Annotated in this window: 18 protein-coding genes and 1 tRNA gene; 10 read left to right on the forward strand and 9 right to left on the reverse strand. The window is 67.7% G+C overall.

Annotated elements, in window-relative coordinates; all coding sequences use genetic code 11:
* Window positions 1-41: 41 nt before the first annotated feature.
* The 3 genes from H7290_RS09180 to fabG are packed head-to-tail and all read right to left on the reverse strand — an operon-like array spanning window position 42 to window position 2,476.
* Entirely contained in the window at window positions 42-659 is a 618-nt protein-coding gene (locus H7290_RS09180) for a TetR family transcriptional regulator (RefSeq protein WP_290513716.1), read from the reverse strand.
* A gap of 10 nt (window positions 660-669) precedes the next feature.
* Window positions 670-1,719 carry a phosphotransferase family protein gene (locus H7290_RS09185; RefSeq protein ID WP_290513717.1) on the reverse strand — a complete coding sequence of 350 codons (1,050 nt, stop codon included), beginning with the start codon at window positions 1,717-1,719 and terminating at the stop codon, window positions 670-672.
* A 1-nt stretch (window position 1,720) separates the two neighbouring features.
* Window positions 1,721-2,476: a 3-oxoacyl-ACP reductase FabG gene (gene fabG / locus H7290_RS09190; protein ID WP_290513718.1), complete on the reverse strand. Its 756-nt coding sequence runs from the start codon at window positions 2,474-2,476 to the stop codon at window positions 1,721-1,723.
* Between the two features lie 183 nt (window positions 2,477-2,659).
* On the opposite strand from fabG, the gene H7290_RS09195 reads away from it, so the two are divergent.
* The 3 genes from H7290_RS09195 to H7290_RS09205 are packed head-to-tail and all read left to right on the forward strand — an operon-like array spanning window position 2,660 to window position 5,163.
* Window positions 2,660-4,168, forward strand: a complete 1,509-nt coding sequence (locus H7290_RS09195; RefSeq protein WP_290513719.1) for a carboxyl transferase domain-containing protein — start codon at window positions 2,660-2,662, stop codon at window positions 4,166-4,168.
* On the forward strand, window positions 4,168-4,395 hold the full coding sequence (locus tag H7290_RS09200) for a biotin/lipoyl-binding carrier protein (protein WP_290513720.1): 228 nt from the start codon (window positions 4,168-4,170) through the stop codon (window positions 4,393-4,395). The genes H7290_RS09195 and H7290_RS09200 overlap by 1 nt, the downstream gene beginning before the upstream one ends.
* 33 nt (window positions 4,396-4,428) lie before the next feature.
* Window positions 4,429-5,163, forward strand: coding sequence for a thioesterase family protein (locus H7290_RS09205; protein ID WP_290513721.1), 735 nt, complete (start codon window positions 4,429-4,431; stop codon window positions 5,161-5,163).
* Window positions 5,164-5,165: 2 nt separating this feature from the next.
* Here H7290_RS09205 and H7290_RS09210 read toward each other — a convergent pair whose 3' ends face one another.
* The gene (locus tag H7290_RS09210) at window positions 5,166-5,552 is read right to left on the reverse strand and encodes a globin (protein WP_290513722.1); all 387 of its coding nucleotides are present in this window, start codon (window positions 5,550-5,552) and stop codon (window positions 5,166-5,168) included.
* A complete protein-coding gene (locus H7290_RS09215; protein ID WP_290513723.1) occupies window positions 5,549-6,466 on the reverse strand; it encodes a mechanosensitive ion channel family protein in 918 nt (305 codons plus the stop codon). The genes H7290_RS09210 and H7290_RS09215 overlap by 4 nt, the downstream gene beginning before the upstream one ends.
* Window positions 6,467-6,498: 32 nt before the next feature.
* Between H7290_RS09215 and H7290_RS09220 the strand changes: the two genes are divergently transcribed.
* Both H7290_RS09220 and H7290_RS09225 read left to right on the forward strand, forming a co-directional pair.
* Complete coding sequence (locus H7290_RS09220; RefSeq protein WP_290513724.1) at window positions 6,499-6,789, forward strand: hypothetical protein; 291 nt, start codon at window positions 6,499-6,501, stop codon at window positions 6,787-6,789.
* A 191-nt stretch (window positions 6,790-6,980) separates the two neighbouring features.
* Window positions 6,981-7,952, forward strand: coding sequence for a hypothetical protein (locus H7290_RS09225; RefSeq protein ID WP_290513725.1), 972 nt, complete (start codon window positions 6,981-6,983; stop codon window positions 7,950-7,952).
* A gap of 87 nt (window positions 7,953-8,039) precedes the next feature.
* On the opposite strand, the gene pepN is transcribed toward H7290_RS09225, so the two are convergent.
* Window positions 8,040-10,559, reverse strand: coding sequence for an aminopeptidase N (gene pepN, locus H7290_RS09230; RefSeq protein ID WP_290513726.1), 2,520 nt, complete (start codon window positions 10,557-10,559; stop codon window positions 8,040-8,042).
* 73 nt (window positions 10,560-10,632) lie between these two features.
* Between pepN and H7290_RS09235 the strand changes: the two genes are divergently transcribed.
* The 5 genes from H7290_RS09235 to H7290_RS09255 all read left to right on the forward strand — a co-directional run bounded on the left by H7290_RS09235 (window position 10,633) and on the right by H7290_RS09255 (window position 15,044).
* Entirely contained in the window at window positions 10,633-11,781 is a 1,149-nt protein-coding gene (locus tag H7290_RS09235; RefSeq protein WP_290513727.1) for a glutamate--cysteine ligase, read from the forward strand.
* Window positions 11,778-12,422: a disulfide bond formation protein DsbA gene (locus H7290_RS09240; RefSeq protein WP_290513728.1), complete on the forward strand. Its 645-nt coding sequence runs from the start codon at window positions 11,778-11,780 to the stop codon at window positions 12,420-12,422. The genes H7290_RS09235 and H7290_RS09240 overlap by 4 nt, the downstream gene beginning before the upstream one ends.
* A gap of 160 nt (window positions 12,423-12,582) precedes the next feature.
* On the forward strand, window positions 12,583-13,041 hold the full coding sequence (locus H7290_RS09245; RefSeq protein ID WP_290513729.1) for a ribose-5-phosphate isomerase: 459 nt from the start codon (window positions 12,583-12,585) through the stop codon (window positions 13,039-13,041).
* Window positions 13,034-13,843: a DNA-formamidopyrimidine glycosylase family protein gene (locus H7290_RS09250; RefSeq protein WP_290513730.1), complete on the forward strand. Its 810-nt coding sequence runs from the start codon at window positions 13,034-13,036 to the stop codon at window positions 13,841-13,843. The genes H7290_RS09245 and H7290_RS09250 overlap by 8 nt, the downstream gene beginning before the upstream one ends.
* A 10-nt stretch (window positions 13,844-13,853) precedes the next feature.
* Entirely contained in the window at window positions 13,854-15,044 is a 1,191-nt protein-coding gene (locus H7290_RS09255; RefSeq protein WP_290513731.1) for a PP2C family protein-serine/threonine phosphatase, read from the forward strand.
* A 46-nt stretch (window positions 15,045-15,090) separates the two neighbouring features.
* Here the strand turns inward: H7290_RS09255 and H7290_RS09260 are convergent, their stop codons facing one another.
* The 3 genes from H7290_RS09260 to H7290_RS09270 all read right to left on the reverse strand — a co-directional run.
* Window positions 15,091-16,047 carry an FAD-dependent oxidoreductase gene (locus H7290_RS09260; protein ID WP_290513732.1) on the reverse strand — a complete coding sequence of 319 codons (957 nt, stop codon included), beginning with the start codon at window positions 16,045-16,047 and terminating at the stop codon, window positions 15,091-15,093.
* Between the two features lie 101 nt (window positions 16,048-16,148).
* A tRNA-Gly gene (locus H7290_RS09265) sits at window positions 16,149-16,225 on the reverse strand.
* A gap of 59 nt (window positions 16,226-16,284) precedes the next feature.
* On the reverse strand, window positions 16,285-16,817 hold a 533-nt coding region (locus tag H7290_RS09270), incomplete at its 5' end, for a (d)CMP kinase (RefSeq protein ID WP_290513733.1).

Raw genomic sequence — 16,817 nt, forward strand, 5'->3', positions numbered from 1 at the left:
CGCGGCGGCCCCCGCCCCCTTGGGGGAGCGCCCTCCTCCGGTCAGGCGTGCTCGGCGCTGAGGAGGTAGGCGGCGACGAGCCGCTTGAGCTCGATGATCGACTCGCTGTGCTCCTGGCCGTCGCGGATCGAGAAGTTGAGCATCGAGTAGACGACGTGCACCAGCACCTCGGCCATGATGGTGCGCCGCTCACGAGGCGTACCAGGAGTCAGCGGGGCCAGGGCGCGCGCCACTTCCGCCGCGAACTCGCGCTCGGTGACGGCGGCCGTGGCCCGGGTCGCCGGCGTGCTCTGCACGGCGAGCCAGACAGCTCGGCGCGAGGGGTCGTTGACCCACAGGGTTGCCATGTGGTCGACCAACCGGTTGACGAACTTGAGCCAGTCGAGGCTGGGGATCGCGCCGGCGAACGAGGCGAGCTCTTCGCGCACGGCGACGGCATCGACCCGGTCGAGCTCGCACACGATGACGTACTTGTTCTGGAAGAACTGGTAGAGCGTTCCGATCGGCAGGGCCGCACGCTGCGCGACCTCCTCGCAGGTGAACGACTCGAAGCCGACGTCGAGCAGCAACTCGCGGGCCACCAGGAGCAGGTGGTCGAACTTCTTGTGGCTGCGCTCCTGGGTGGGGCGGCGCCGGGGTTCGAGGATCTCGGCTGTCACGCGCGCAACTTTAGCGTGAAGCTGCGCGCCCCGCGGCTATCAAGGGGGCGATCATGTCGCCGATCCCGTCGAACCCTGCGCCGACGGTCTGCCCCTGCGAGTGCCGGAAGTGGATGCCTTCGAGGATCACCGCCAGCTTGAAGAACGAGAGAGCCAGATGGAACCCGATGTCGCTGACGTCGCGACCGGACGCCGCGGCGTAGCGGGCGAGCACCTCATCGCGGCTCAGATAACCCGGGGCGAGGGGCGCATCGGTCACGATCGCTCCCTTGCCAGCGGGTCCGGACGGTGGCGCGACCTCGGCGAGCTGCTGGTACGCCAGCATCAGCGCGACGTCGGTGAGAGGGTCGCCCAGCGTGCTCATCTCCCAGTCGAGCACCGCGGTGATGCGGTCGCCGTCACCGTCGGACGTCGCGTCGACCAACACGTTGTCGAGGCGGAAGTCGCCGTGGACGATCGTGCCATCGCCAGTGTCGGGGATGGTGCGCTCGAGGAGCTCGACCAGCTCGTCCATGCCGGGCAGCTCGCGGCTGCGCGAGGAGTCGAGCTGCTTCTTCCAGCGAGACACCTGGCGGGTCAGGTAGCCGTCGGGCCGGCCGAAGTCCGCGAGGCCCACCGCGGACGGGTCGACGGCGTGCAGCGTTGCGAGGGTGTCGACGAGGCGTTCGGTGATCAGCCGGGTGCGTACGGCGCCGAGCGGCTCGAGCTGGGCGGCGCGGCCGTAGGGGGTGCCGCTCACCTTCTGCATGACGTAGAACGGTGCACCCAGCACCGCGGTGTCATCGCAGTGCGCGAGCATCTCCGGAACGGGCACGTCCGTGGGTGCCAGCGCCGCCATGACTCGGTGCTCGCGACCCATGTCGTGCGCCGTTGCGAGCACGTGACCCATCGGTGGTCGCCGCACCACGTACTCACTCGAGCCGTCCGAGACCGTGTAGGTCAGATTGGACTTGCCGCCGGCGATGAGGCTCGCCGTGAGGGGACCCGTGACCAGGTCGGGCCGGGTCGCGGTGAGCCAGGTCTGCAGGGCGGCGAGGTCGAGCCCCTTCGGATCGCTCACGTCAGTCCTTGGGTCCGCCAGCGACGTAGATGACCTGGCCCGACACGAATCCCGCACCCTCGCTGACGAGGAAGGAGGCCGTGTGCGCAATGTCGTCGGGCTGACCGACGCGGCCGACCGGGATCTGGTCGGCGCTGAACTTGATGAAGTCGTCGAACGGCACCTTCATGCGCTCGGCTGTCGCGGCCGTCATGTCGGTCTGGATGAATCCGGGTGCGATGGCGTTGGCCGTCACCCCGAACTTGCCGAGCTCGATGGCGAGCGTCTTGGTGAAGCCCTGCAGGCCAGCCTTGGCGGCGGAGTAGTTGGCCTGTCCGCGGTTGCCGAGGGCCGAGGTGCTCGACAGGTTGACGATGCGGCCGAACGAGGCCTCGGTCATGTGCTTCTGGGCTGCCTTCGACATCAGGAACGCGCCACGCAGGTGCACGCCCATCACGAGGTCCCAGTCCTCGACGCTCATCTTGAACAGCAGGTTGTCGCGCAGGATGCCGGCATTGTTGACCAGGATCGTCGGTGCCCCGAGCTCGGCCGCGACCTTGTCGACCGCGGCAGTGACGCTGTCGGGGTTGCTGACGTCGGCGCCAACTGCCAGAGCGCTGCCACCCGCGGCGGTGATCGAGTCGACCGTGCCGGCGCAGGCCGACTCGTCGAGGTCGAGGACGGCCACGGCGATGCCGTCAGCAGCCAGGCGCTGGGCGACTGCTGCGCCGATGCCGCGTGCGGCTCCGGTGACGATCGCGGTGCGGGTTTCAGTCACGACATGCTCCTTCGACAGTGCGCCTAAGCGCTTGCTTAGCCAGTGTCCCAGCACGGTATCGCACCATCACGCACGTGCGCGATGTCACCGGGAAAAACCCGCGATGGAAGATGAGGGGTTCCTCATCTTTGTGTATAGTTGAGGAAAACCTCATGTTTAGAAAACCCATGTTTAGGAGTCCTCGTGACGCAGCTCGACACCCCCTCGGTTGTCTCAGCGCCCGATGGGGCCGAACACCGCTCGGCACTCACGCAGCGCCGCCACGATCGGTTCACCCGGGTCGACCCCAAAGGCAAACGTGTCTACACGGCGCGTGAGCGTGCCGAGATGCTCGTCGACGACGGCACCTTCGTCGAGATGACGCCGTTGCGCACGGCAGGCGGAGGTAGCGGCAGTGGGGTCGTCGCTGGGTGGGGCACGGCGGACGGCCATGCGGTCGTCGTCGTCTCCCACGATGCGGCGGTGGCGTCCGGTGCGATCGGAGCGGTGATGGCCGAGAGCATTCAGAAGGCCCAGCGTTTTGCGATCGACAAGGGCTACCCGATCGTCTACATCAACGACTCGGGTGGTGCCCGCATCCACGACGGCATCTTCGCGTTGCACGGCTGCGGCGGCATCTTCGCACTGAACATCGAGGCACAGAAGCGCATCCCGCAGATCTCCCTGATCCTGGGACCTTGCGCCGGTGCGGCGGGCTATTCTCCGGCGCTCACCGACTGGACGGTCATGGTCAAGGAGCAGGGACAGATGTTCCTCACCGGGCCCGAGATCGTGAAGGCCGCCACCGGCGAGGACGCGTCCGCCGAGGACATCGGCGGATCGGCCCTGCACACCAAGGTCAGCGGCGTCGCACACCTCGAGGTCGACAGCGAGGAGGAGGCGTTGAACGCCACACGGCTCCTGCTGTCGTTCCTTCCGACGCACAAGGGCGGGTCGCAGAAGCGACACGACTCTGTGCCGGCAAATCCCGGCGCCGTCGAGCGCCTTCCCACCTTGGTGCCGCACAAGTCGAGCATCGTCTTCGACATGAATGCCCTTCTTGACGGCGTGCTCGACAACGGCGCACGGCTCGAGCTCATGCCGACGCACGCGCCGAGCATCCTCACGCTCTTCGGCCGGCTCGACGGTCATGCGGTCGGCGTGCTCGCCAACCAGCCCAACGCACGCGGCGGCATCCTCGACTCGAAGGCCGCCGTCAAGGCAGCCCGGTTCGTCGAGTTCTGCGGCCGGTTCGACGTCCCCGTGCTCACCTTCGTCGACGTTCCCGGCTTCCTGCCCGGCACGGTCGAGGAGGGGCGCGGCATCATCACGCATGGTGCCAAGCTGCTCAAGGCCTACGTCGAGACCACGTCGCCCAAGCTCACCGTCGTGGTGCGCAAGGCCTACGGAGGTGCATACATCGCGATGGGTGCTGCCTCGTTGGGCGCCGACGTCAACTGGGCCTGGTCCGGCTCCGAGATCGCGGTGATGGGTCCGGGCGGCGCGGTCGCACTGCTGCACCGTCGAGCGCTCAAGGAGGCTGAGGAGCCGACCGTGCTACGTGATGAGCTCGCTGCCGTCTACCGCGAGGAGGTCGCCCGACCGTACATCGCGGCCGAGGCCGGCATCGTCGATGACGTCATCCACCCGGAGGAGACCCGCGACCGCATGGCGGCGGCACTGCGGATGCTCACCCACGGCGCGTCCAGCTGATGTTCGCTGCCAGAGCCGAGATCGTCGCGAACGTCTGGAAGATCGTGGCACGAGAGGGTGACCAGGTCGGGGTGGGCGACATCCTGGCCGTGCTCGAGAGCATGAAGATGGAGATCCCCGTCTACGCCGAGGCATCCGGATTCGTCAGCAGGATCGTCGTCGAGGTCGGCCAGATCGTCCAGGAGGGCGACCCGATCATGGAGATCGACGAGACCGCCAGCGCCTGACCTGCGCCCGGCCGCGTCTGACATCATCTGCTGGTGCCTGCTGAGGAGTATGTCCACGAGATGCCCATGCGCTGGGCAGATCTCGACTCGCTGAACCATGTCAACAACGTCGTCTATCTCGACTACGCCGCGGAGAGTCGCGCTCTCCTCGTCGAGGATGGGGTGCTGGCTACCGACGAGCAGCTGTCGCGCATCGCCGTCGACTTCGTTCGTCCGATGCTGCTCAGCTCGAAGCCCGTACGCATCGTGTCCACACGCGATGGTGCCGAGCTGACTCAAGAGATCTGCGTCGACAGTGACGCGGGGCGCACCGTCTTCGCGCGCGTCGTCACCGCCTTGGGTGAATGTGCAGAGATCGCGTCGCACGAGTCCGCAGGCAAGCCGCTGCCGTCGCGAGTACGACGCAGCGACCTCGACCCGTCAGGAGCGGTGAGCCCGACCAAGGTCTTCGAGCTGTTCCAGGAGGGCCGCATCCTGTTCATCGCGGACCACCTCACCGAGATGTCGCCCGGCCGGTTCGTCGTCGCGCGGGTCGACGTACGGTTCGGTGCGCCGATGACCTGGCGTCGGCTGCCCTACGAGGTGCGCAGCTGGATCAGTCGTGTCGGTGACTCGTCGGTGACCATCGAGACGCAGCTGACCGACGGGGCGCTCGTCATGGCCCAGTCCGTCACCGCACTCGTCGGCTTCGACCTGACGACCCAACGATCGCGGCGGCTGACAGACACGGAGAGGGCCGAGCTCGCCGACGCCAGCTGTCCTGACTGACGTCAGACCGCGGGATTGCTGTTGACCATGAACGTCGCCGCGTGCTCGACGTACGCCCAGAACTGCGCGTCGAGCTCGGGCGGCAGTGCGGCCTTGTCGAGGCCTTCGCGGAAATGCACGAGCCAGCGGTCGCGGGCGACGGGAGTGACGGCGAATGGGGCGTGCCGCATGCGCAGGCGCGGGTGGCCGCGCTGGTCGGAGTAGGTCGTCGGCCCACCCCAGTACTGCTCGAGGAACATCCGGAACCGTTCGTTCGCCGGGGCCAGATCGTCTTCCGGGTAGAGCGGTCGGAGCACCTCGTCGGTAGCGACACCGTCGTAGAAGGTGTCCACGATGAGCTTGATGGTGTCGTGGCCGCCGATGGCGTCGTAGAACGTCTGCTCGGTCACAGCCGCTGCTCCTCGTCGGTCATCGTGCGGAACGACGTCGGGATGCGGATGCCGGCCTCGTCGAAGCGGGCCTTGATCCGCTGACGCATCGACCGTGCGACGAGCCACTGCTGCAGCGGGGCGGTCTTGAGGACGACCCTGACCACGGCGCCGTCCTTGTCGAAGCGTTCGACGCCCCACACCTCGGGCTGCTCGATGATGACATCGCGGAACTTCACGTCCTCGAACATCGCCGTCGCCTCCTCCTGCAGGATCTGCTGCACGACGTCGAGGTTCGACTCGTAGCCGACTGTGATGTCCAGGACCGTGCGTGACCAGTTCTGGCTCTGGTTCCCTACCCTGAGGATCTCGCCGTTGCGGACGTACCAGACGGTGCCGTTGACATCGCGCAAGCGGGTGACGCGGAGGCCGACCGCCTCGACCGAACCGGTGGCCTCACCGAGGTCGACCACGTCGCCGACACCGTACTGGTCCTCCAGGATCATGAAGATGCCCGACAGGAAGTCCTTCACGAGGTTCTGGGCGCCGAAGCCGAACGCGATGCCGAGGATGCCGGCGCTGGCAATGATCGGGGCGATGTCGACTCCCAGCTGCGACAGCGCCATGACGATCACGACCGCCAGGACCACGCCCGTCGCGACACTCTTGAGAAGTGAGCCCATGGTCTGCGCTCGCTGCTCACGGCGCTCGTTGCCGCCCGCGCGCAGGTCGGAGAGGAACTCGCCCGCCTTGCTCTTGGCGAGCACCCCGGGCACGGTGCCCTTGCTGGCGCGGCTCACGACCCGGTCGATCGCGCGGCAGATGAACCAGCGGAACACCAGCCCGGCGACGACGATGAGGACGATCGTGCCGGGGGTGGCGACGAACATGTCGTACGCCTTGCCGTTGGGCAGGTTGAGGTCGAGGTGAGGCATTCCTCCAGCGTACGGGTGGCTACGATTGGGCCATGAAGACTCCTGCCCGTGCGTTCGTCCTTCTGCTCGCCACCGCGGCCGTGCTCGTCGCCAGCACCGGCGCAGCGTCGGCCGATGAGCCGGTTGGCCCAGCCTGGCCCGGCGGTGAGGGTCGCAGTGCTCTCGACATCCTCATCCTGTTCGGCGGGGGCACGATCGCCCTGTTCGTCCTGATCGCCCTCTTCGGGCTGATGACGGCGCGCACCAACTACGTGCCGCCCGCGCCCAGCACCGAGATCGAGAGGGTCGGCGACGGCGACAACACGCCCGCTGCTCGCCACTGACCTCCCGTCCCAAAACTCCCCCCCGCGCTGGGAGTGACGTTGTTGTGGTCCGCCTCGGCATGTCGCATCAGGAGCGTCACTGCCACGGCTGGGTGGGGGGAGGGTGCGGTGGGATGTGGACGGTTGTTGGACTGCGCACAGGGGCACGATAAGTCAATACCCACCGGGCCCAGACCGACGATCGTCGGTGGATGGGTGAACCGTGGACGACGACCTACCGACTGGCACGGCAGCACGGTGTGACGGAGTGGGAGCTCCGCAAGGCGTTCGACCACCCGTACCGGGGCATGGTCCGGCCGGGCGGGATCGACCCTGGTGATCCCGATGTACGCATTGGCGACGCGCTCTCGATCATGACGACCGATGACGTCATCACCGGGTGGGCAGCCGCTCGCGGGCACGGGGTGGCGCACGCCGATGGCCGCGACCACCGCTTCAGGACGCAACCCGTCAGCATCATCTCGACCGGGGGAGGGCAGCACAGACCGCAGCCCGGCCTGGCCGAATCTCGAAGGACGATCCATGAGCACGAGATCTGTCGCATCGGGGAGGTCCGCACGGCAACACTCGTGCGCGCTGCTTATGACATGGCGCTCGACGCCCCGGATCTTGCCTCAGCGGTCGCGGCGATCGACATGTGTGTGTCGACGTGCGTTCGTCAAGGTCGGACGACGATCACGAACATCGCTGCGTTGATGGCGCAGCATGTCAAGACCCGGGGCATCGTTCAGGCGCGCAGGGCGCTCGTCCTCGCGTCAACGAGGTCGGCAAGCCCCTGGGAGTCGCGAACCCGATGTGTGGCCGAGGTGCGCGGTGGACTGAGGGGATTGCAGGTCAACGTGCCCATCTTCGACCGGGCGGGCAGGCTCGCCGGCGTTGCGGACCTGCTCGACCATGCCGCCGGGTTCGTCATCGAGTCCGACGGCGCCGGTCACCGCACCGAGGCGAGACATGCGAAGGACAACATCCGTGAGGAAGGGCTCGAGGTGCTGGGTCTCTTCGTGGTGCGCGTGAGTGCGATGGACCACCGAGACGAGCGCGAGCTGGCGTCCCGCCTTCAGCGCGGACGTCTGCATGCGGCCATGCGACGAGTGAAGCCCCTCTGGACCACCGACCAGCCCGCCTGGTGGTCGGGTTGGGAGCCCGGACGGCGGTGGGACTGACCCACCACCGCTGGGAGTGACGTTCTTGAGGCGACACGCCGGCGCACGCCTCAAGAGCGTCACCCCCAGCGGGGGCGGGACCCAGGGTCAGAAGGCGTGCTGCGCCTTCAGAGCCCGTGCGAGATCGTCGCGGCCCTCCGACACGTAGCGCTTCGAGCCGGGGCTGGCCGCAGTCGACTCCAACCACGCGTCAACCGTGTCGAGCGTCGATGGCGACGGGTTGGCCGAGGGGAACAGGTAGATCAGCGCCACCTGCGCCATCCACACGCCCTTCTCCTCGAGCACGGTCTCGGCCATCGAGAGGTATCGGTCGATGTACTGGTCGAGGATGTCGCCCTGGCCGGACACCTGGAACGCCAGCGCAACCGATCGCCGCGTCTCGTTGGGCACGTCCTGGCGAACGGTGACGGCATCCCACGCATCCTCCTTCGCCGCGGCGTCGGGCCGGATGGCCCGCGCCGAGGCGGCGTGCTCCTGGCCAGAAATCGTGCTGTCACCCGCAAGCTCTGCTTCGATCTCGGTGTCGCTGACCTCCCCGATGCGGGCGAGCGCGGTGACGAGCGTCCAGCGGAGGTCGGTGTCGACCGACAGGCCCGCGAGGCCGCCGCTGAGGATCTCGCGCAGGCGGTCAGGGTCCGAGGCCGCCGACGCGTAGGCGCGGACGAGCGCGAGCTGGTGGTCGCTGCCGGGCTCAGCGGCCTCGACGAGGCCTCGCAGGCCCGACTCCCACCGCTCGGCCAGCGCGGGCCGTGCAGCATCCGACGTGTAGAGGTTGACGGCGCTCAGGCCCTGCCGCAGCAGCGACCCCACAGCTGTCAGGTCAGTCTCGGACCCGACGCCGGCCAGCACGAGCGTGACGAAGTCGGACGACGACAGCTCGGCGTCGCGCGTCATGTCCCACGCCGAGCCCCAGCACAGGGCGCGCGGGAGCGACTCGTCGAACGTGGCGATGCTCTTGATGAGCGTCGCGAACGACCTCTCGTCGAGGCGGATCTTGGCGTACGTGAGGTCGTCGTCGTTGAGGAGGATCAGGTCGGGCTGTCGGTGGCCGATCAGCTCGACGATCTGCGTCGACGCGCCGCGGACGTCCGTCTCGATGCGTTCGGTGCGCACGAGGCGCCCCTCGACCTGGTCGTAGAGGCCGATGGCGATGCGGTGCCGGCGCAGGGTTGGGTAGGCCTCGATAGCACTCTGCTCGACCGAGAACGAGGTGAAGGCGCCGTCGGCACCGGTCTCGAAGGAGGCCCGCAGCGTGTTGACCCCGGACGTCTGGAGCCATTCTTCGGCCCAGTCGCCGAGCTCACGACCGGACGCCTCCTCGAGCTCGGCGAGGAGGTCGCTCAACTCGGTGTTGCCGTACGCGTACTTGCCGAAGTAGGACCGCAGGCCGGCGAAGAAGTCCTTCTCGCCGACCCATGCGACCAGCTGCTTGAGCGACGACGCGCCCTTGGCATACGTGATGCCGTCGAAGTTTGCCTCGACAGCGTGAAGATCGTAGTTGTCGGCCGCGATGGGGTGCGTCGACGGCAGCTGATCCTGGCGGTAGGCCCAGTTCTTGCGGCTGTTGGTGAAGCTCGTCCACGCATCGGTGAAACGGGTGGCGTTGGTCGACGCGTGTGAGGCGGCGAACTCCGCGAAGGACTCGTTGAGCCACAGGTCGTCCCACCAGTTCATCGTGACGAGGTCACCGAACCACATGTGCGCCATCTCGTGCAGGATCGTGTTGGCGCGACTCTCGTAGGCCGCGACGGTCTGCCGGCTGCGGAAGATCATCTCGTCGCGGAACGTCACGGCACCGGCGTTCTCCATGGCGCCCATGTTGTACTCCGGCACGAAGAGCTGGTCGTACTTGCCGAAGGGGTAGCCCATCTCGAAGGCGCCCTCGAAGAACTCGAAACCCTGCCTGGTGATGAGGAAGATGTCGTCGGCGTCGAGGTGCTCGACGAGCGACTGACGGCAGAAGATGCCGAGCGGGATCTCGTCGTACGCACCCTGGTACGAGTCGCGCACCTCGTGGTACTCGCCGGCAATCAGCGCCGTGATGTACGTCGACATGCGTTTGGTGGGGGCGAAGTGCCACGTGGACGTCGAGGCCGCGGCGGGCTCGGGCTCGGTCGTGGGGGAGTTGGAGACGACCTTCCAGCCCGACGGCGCGGTGACGTGGAACTCGAACGTGGCCTTGAGGTTGGGCTGCTCGAATGTCGCGAACACGCGCCGGGCATCGGGCACCTCGAACTGCGTGTAGAGGTAGACCCGCTGGTCCACAGGGTCGACGAACCGGTGCAGGCCCTCGCCAGAGCGCGAGTACGTACACGTCGCCTCGACGCGCAGCTCGTTCGACTCGGCGAGGCCGGCCAGGGCGATGCGGCTGTCGTCGTACGCCGACACGTCGACCGCCTCGCCGTTCAGGGTGATCGAGGAGATCTCGGCGCCGACCAGATCGACGAAGGTGGAGGCGCCAGCGGTGGCGCCGAACCGGATCGTCGTGATCGAGCCGAAACGTGTCTCGGAGTCGAGGGTGAGGTCGAGCTGGACGTCGTACGTCTCGGTGGAGACGATCGCGGCGCGCTCGCTGGCTTCTTCGCGGGTGAGATTTGTACCAGGCATGGCGCCATGCTTTCACGACTCGTTCCGTGGCACGAGTGGGGTAGAACGCCTGATCTCGTGCAGGATGGAACCCATGAAGATCCCGTTCGCGGAGTCCGAACGATCGACGATCGGCATCGAGTGGGAGCTTGCTCTCGTCGACTCCGACTCCGGTGACCTCCGCCAGGTGGCGCAGACCGTGCTGGACGCCGTGGCGCCAGCCGGCGGGGGCGGGCACCGGTACATCCGTCAAGAGCTTCTGCTCAACACCGTCGAGGTCGTCTCAGGCGTGTGCCACACGGTGGGCGAAGCGGGCCGCGACCTTGACCGCGCCATCGAGGAGATTCGCGAGGTGACCGATCCCTTGAGGGTCGAGCTGATGTGTGCGGGCACCCACCCGTTCGCGCGGTGGGACCACCAGAAGGTCACCGACAAGGAGCGCTACGCGACGTTGATCGACCGCACGCAGTGGTGGGGTCGGCAGATGCTGATCTACGGCGTCCACGTGCACGTCGGCATCGAGGATCGCGACAAGGTGCTGCCGATCAGCCGGGCGATGCTGACGTACTACGGCCATCTGCAGGCCCTGAGCGCATCATCGCCGTTCTGGGGCGGCAAGGAGACCGGGTACGCGTCGAACCGGGCGTTGATGTTCCAGCAGCTGCCCACGGCGGGCCTGCCCTTTCAGTTCGAGCAGTGGTCCCAGCTCGAGGGCTACGTCGACGACATGCTGCACACCGGCGTCATCGACGCGTTCGACGAGATTCGCTGGGACCTGCGGCCGTCTCCCAAGTTCGGGACGCTCGAGGTGAGGGTGTGCGATGGCATTCCCTCGACGGGCGAGCTGATGAGCATCTCGGCCCTGACCCATTGCCTCGTCGAGCACTTCTCGTCCGAGCTCGATGCCGGCCGCGACCTGCCGACCGTTCCGCCTTGGTTCGCGCAGGAGAACAAGTGGCGCTCCGCCCGTTATGGCATGGACGCCATCCTGATCCTCGACAAGCACGCGGAGGAAGAGCTCGTCACGACTGACCTGCGGCGCCTGCTCGAACGCCTCGCGCCCGTCGCCGAGCGGCTGGGGTGCATCGACGAGCTCGGAGGCATCCACGACATCATCTCGGGTGGGGCCTCGTACCAGCGGCAGCGTGCGGTCGCGGCGGCACACGGTGGCGAGCTCGACGAAGTCGTGAAATCGCTCGTGGCGGAAATGCGGGTGGGTCATCCGTTGTTGCACCAGTCATGACTGCCACAGACGCTGCAACCGTGCCCGCATCAGCCTCCGTCGAGGAGAATGTCGACTTCTGGTTCGACCCTCTCTGCCCGTTCGCCTGGATCACCTCACGCTGGATGCTCGAGGTCGAGAAGGTGCGCAACGTCCAGACCCACTTCCACGTCATGAGCCTGTCGGTGCTCAACGAGGGCAAGGACGTCTCCGAGGAGTACAAGGAGATGCTCGAGCTCGGCTGGGGCCCGGTCCGCATCGCCATTGCTGTCGAGCAGCAGCACGGAGGCGACGCCCTGGGCCCGCTCTACACGGCGCTCGGCACGCGCAGGCACAACGAGGGGCGCGAGTTCGGCAAGGCGATGTACGAGGAGGCGCTTGCCGAGGCCGGCCTCCCGCTCGAGCTGGCCGCTGCAGCTGACGACACCTCGTTGGACGATGCGGTGCGTGCGTCACACAAGATCGGCATCGAGCGCGTCGGCGAGGAAGTCGGGACGCCGGTCATCGCGATCGGCGGCACCGCGTTCTTCGGGCCGGTGCTGATGAGCATCCCGCGCGGCGAGGTCGCGGGCACCGTCTTCGACGGCGCCAGGGCACTGGCCTCGTACGACGACTTCTTCGAGCTCAAGCGCACGCGCACCGGCGAGCTGAACTTCGACTGATCCTGCACTCGATCCGCTCGCGGAGGCCCGCGCCGAGCGCCGGCGACACGTGCTCGGTGACTTCATCGGCGAGGAGTCACCCGACGCCTTCGCTGAGTTCGTCCGCGGACTGGCGCGAGGTGCCTGAGCCGCATCCGGGCCGGGCTGGGACACTGTGACCATGCGCGTCCACATCGCCGCCGATCACGCCGGCTTCGAGCTCAAGTCCCATCTCACCGCCTGGCTCGACGCCAACGGTTACGAGGTCGTCGACCACGGTGCTGAGACGTTCGACGCGGAGGACGACTACCCGCCGTTCTGCATTGCCGCCGCGACGGCCGCTGTGGCCGAGCCCGGCGCGCTGGGCATTGTGATCGGCGGGTCCGGCAACGGCGAACAGATCGCTGCCAACAAGGTCAAGGGTGCCCGAGCTGCACTCGCGTGGAGCATCGAGACCGCGTCGTTGGCGCGTCAGCACAATGACGCACAGGTCGTCGCGGTCGGTGCCCGTATGCACACCGCCGACGAGGCCACGGCCATCGTCGAGGCTTTTCTCACGACGCCCTGGAGCCATGCCGAACGTCACCAGCGCCGCATCGACATGCTGCTCGCGTACGAGGAGACCGGCCAGCTTGCCTGAGGGTCACACCCTCCACCGGCTGGCCAGCAGGCTCAACCGCACGATGTCGGGAAACGTCGTCACCTCGACGAGTCCGCAGGGACGATTCACCGCCGGCGCCGGACTGGTCGACGGGCTGCCGTTCGGGCGCTCTGAGGCATGGGGAAAGCACCTGCTGGTGCGCGTCGCCGACTCCGCCGAGATGGTGCATGTGCACCTCGGCCTCTACGGCAAGTTCACCTTTGTCGGCGGCCACGATCACCCCGTCGTCGGCCAGGTTCGGTGGCGTTTGCAGCACGAGGGCTGGACCGCTGACCTGCGCGGGCCGACGGCCTGCGAGCTGCTCGACCCCGTCGGCGTCGATGCACTCAAGGCACGGCTCGGACCCGATCCGCTCCGCAAGGACGCCGACCCCGACCGGGCCTGGCAGCGCATGTGCCGCTCACGAGCACCGATGGCAACCCTGCTGATGGACCAGCGAGTGCTCGCAGGGGTGGGCAACGTCTATCGTGCCGAGCTGCTGTTCCGGCACCACGTCGACCCGGACCTGCCGGGACGCGAGCTCGACGAGACGACGTGGCTCTCGATGTGGGACGATCTCGCGGTCCTGATGCGCCACGGCGTGCGAACCGGTCGCATGGACACCGTCCGTCCGGAGGACGCACAGGGGCCGGCGGCTCGGGGACGACGGCGGGGTGGCGGCGAGGTCTACGTCTACCGGCGAGCCGACCTCCCGTGCCTGGTCTGCGGCACGACCGTGCTGGCGCGCGTGCTGGGAGGTAGAAACCTGTTTTGGTGCCCGTCGTGCCAGCCGAGTCGTTAAGGTTGACGAAGTGAAGAGCCGGGTTCGACGAGCACTTCCGACGCTGTCGGGATACCTCGACGACCGCATCGTCCGTTGGCGTACCGGGACCATCGAGGGTCAGGTCGCGGTGCTGGCGTGCCTCCTGTTCATGGTCAGCGTGATCCTTGCGGTCTCGCTGGCGAGCTACACCACGTTTCCTGCCGCGACGTTCGTGATTCCGATGCTCCTGGGCACCCTCGCCCTGCGATACCGGCCACTACTCACGCTGGTGATCGTCGTCATCGCCTGTGTCGCCGTCACCGTGACGAAGGAGACGCTGGAGCACGGCATGACACCCGGTCGTATCAGCACCCTGGTCGTCATGGCCGTCGTTGCGGCGATCGTGCTCTTCGAGTCCAGTCGCCACCGCAGCGGGCTGCCGGGGCCTCTGGGTGAGGCGATGCTCGTCGACCTGCGCGACCGGTTGCAGGCCGCGGGCGTCGTGCCACCGCTGCCCGCCGGGTGGACGTCCCAGTCGGCGATGATGTCGGCTGGTGGGGCGAAGTTCGCCGGTGACTTCCTCGTGGCCAACCTCTCCGAGGACGACACGAGGCTCGAGATGGTGCTGGTCGACGTGTGCGGCAAAGGCGTCGGTGCCGGCACGCAGTCGTTACAGCTCGCCGGGGCGCTCGGTGGGCTCATCGGCGCGTTGCCGCCGCTGGGGCTCTTCGCGGCCGCCAACGACTTCCTCATCCGCCGAGACTGGGACGAAGGTTTCGCCACGGCTGTGCACGTCATCATCGACCTGCCGACCGGCGGCTACTCGATCATCAATGCCGGGCACCCGCCGGCGCTTCGCTGGGACTCCACGACGACCTCGTGGGAGGTGGATGGCGCCCGTGGCACCGCGCTTGGCATCACCAAGCGACCGGACTTCCACCAGACGATCGGCGTGCTCGGAGTCGGCGAGGCGTTGATGTTCTACACCGACGGCGTCGTCGAGACTCGCACCCGCGACTTCACCACCGGCATCGAGTGGCTCCGCACGGCAGCGGCAGGCATCGTCTCGAAGAGTTTCGACCAGGCGCCGCGACGCATCCTCACGCTGGTCGAGTCCGGTGACGACGATCGGGCCGTGCTGATGCTGAGTCGCTCCGCCACACCCGGCCCCGCGGCCATGGAGCCTGCTGCTGAGCAAACAGCGTCTTCAGCACAGCGTCCCAAGCCTGCACTCCCGTGATGCTGGCTCGCGATCGTCAGCGTGGCTCACGGATTCCCTGACGGTGTCAGAGTCGCTGCACGAGAGCCTCGCCCAAGTGCGTCCCCGACAGGAACGCCGCTTCGACCGACGGCTTGGTCGACCAGCCGTCGCCGCACACGCCCACGCCGCGGTCGTCAAGCAGGAACGGTGCGTCCCGCGTCGCCGACGGACGCGCGAACGTCCAGCGGTGCATGTCGGCCCGCAGCACCTCTGCTGCCGGCTCGATGCCGACGACGCCGACCAGCGCTTCGAGCATCTTGCTGGTGGCATCCTGCAGATCGTCCAGCCTGGGCCTGGCGAAGTCGGGCGTCGAGTGGGCCACCAGCACCGGCGCGTCGTCGCCGCGTCGACGGCCGTCGTCGGCGACCCACGAAAGCGTGTCGTGGTCGTTGACGAAGATGCCGTCGAACGCGGCCCAGAGCACCATCGGCCAGATCGTCGTGAGTGCCAGCACCGGGTCGAACTCCGCATCGAGGCGGTCGGCGACCGAGCCCAGCTCGGGGGTCAGCAGGCGCCGGGCCTGTGGGTCGGGCATCGCGAGCACGACCGCGTCGGCAGTCTGACCATCGACGGCAGCGCGGCCGTCCACGAGTGTGACCTGCTCGACCGTGACCGAGCTGTGGATGTCGAGGGTCGAGCCGAGGTCGGCCACGAGGCTCTCGAGGCCAGCAGCCGCGGCCCATCTGGTCGGCCCGGACTTGGTACGGGTGCCATCGGGAGACCACACCGACAACGTGTCGGTCCACGGTCTCGCGAGGCCTCGTCGTTCCCAGTCATCCGTCGTGGCTTCGAACATCGGGTCCGAGACGGTGAAGTAGGACGCCCCGATGTCGATGGGCCGGTTGTCGTACTGGTGCACCGCCATGCGACCACCGGGACGGAAGCCGCGATCAAGGACGTTGACCTCGTGCCCGGCATCGGCGACCACCTTCGCGCAGGCGAGTCCGGAGATTCCTGCGCCGACGACGATCACCTGAGCCATGTCACGATCCTCGCAGGAGTGCGACAAGGCGCATCCCGGGGCGAGTCACGGCGTGGCAAAGGCGAGAAACGAGCAAGGGCCCCTCGGAAGGGGCCCTTGCATGGAGCGGACGACGAGACTCGAACTCGCAACATTCTGCTTGGAAGGCAGAGACTCTAGCCAATTGAGTTACGTCCGCAGGAGCCTTGCGGCAACGACGTACATCTTGCCATATCCGGTGCGCCTCCCGTGCACGCGTCAGCCCTGTGTGGTCGTGGTGTCGACCACGAGGTCGGCGTGCAGACGGGTCTCCTCGACGGCGAAGTGGCGCTTCTCCTCCGCGGCCCAGATGTCCCAGAACGGCTCGTAGGCTCCGCCGTCGCGAGCGAGGGCGCGTTGCTTGCGCACCGCCGTCGGAGCCTCGACCCAGATCAGCAGGCTGAGGAACGGACGGATCACCGCGGCGCCGCTACCGACTCCGTCCAGGATCAACAACGGGGCCGGGGCGACATGCAACTCGGGGCCCGGACGATGGCGTACCCAGCTCCAGCGGCGAACCGTACCGGTGTCGCCGGCGGCGATCGCGTCGAGCACACCGCGGGCGACCATCGGGGGCGTCGCGGCCAGGCCGGGCCAGCCGGGATAGAGGTCGTCGAGGTGCAGCAGCGTGGCGCCGGAGGCCTTGGCGATGTCGTCCGCCAGGCTCGTCTTGCCCGACCCGCTGGGACCGTCGACGGCCACGACGCGGGTCGAGCCCCAGGCCGGCCGCCGCTCCTGGATCGTGAGGACGA

Origin of the sequence: Aeromicrobium sp. (assembly GCF_014378035.1) — a bacterium.
In the GTDB taxonomy this organism is placed as follows: domain Bacteria; phylum Actinomycetota; class Actinomycetes; order Propionibacteriales; family Nocardioidaceae; genus Aeromicrobium.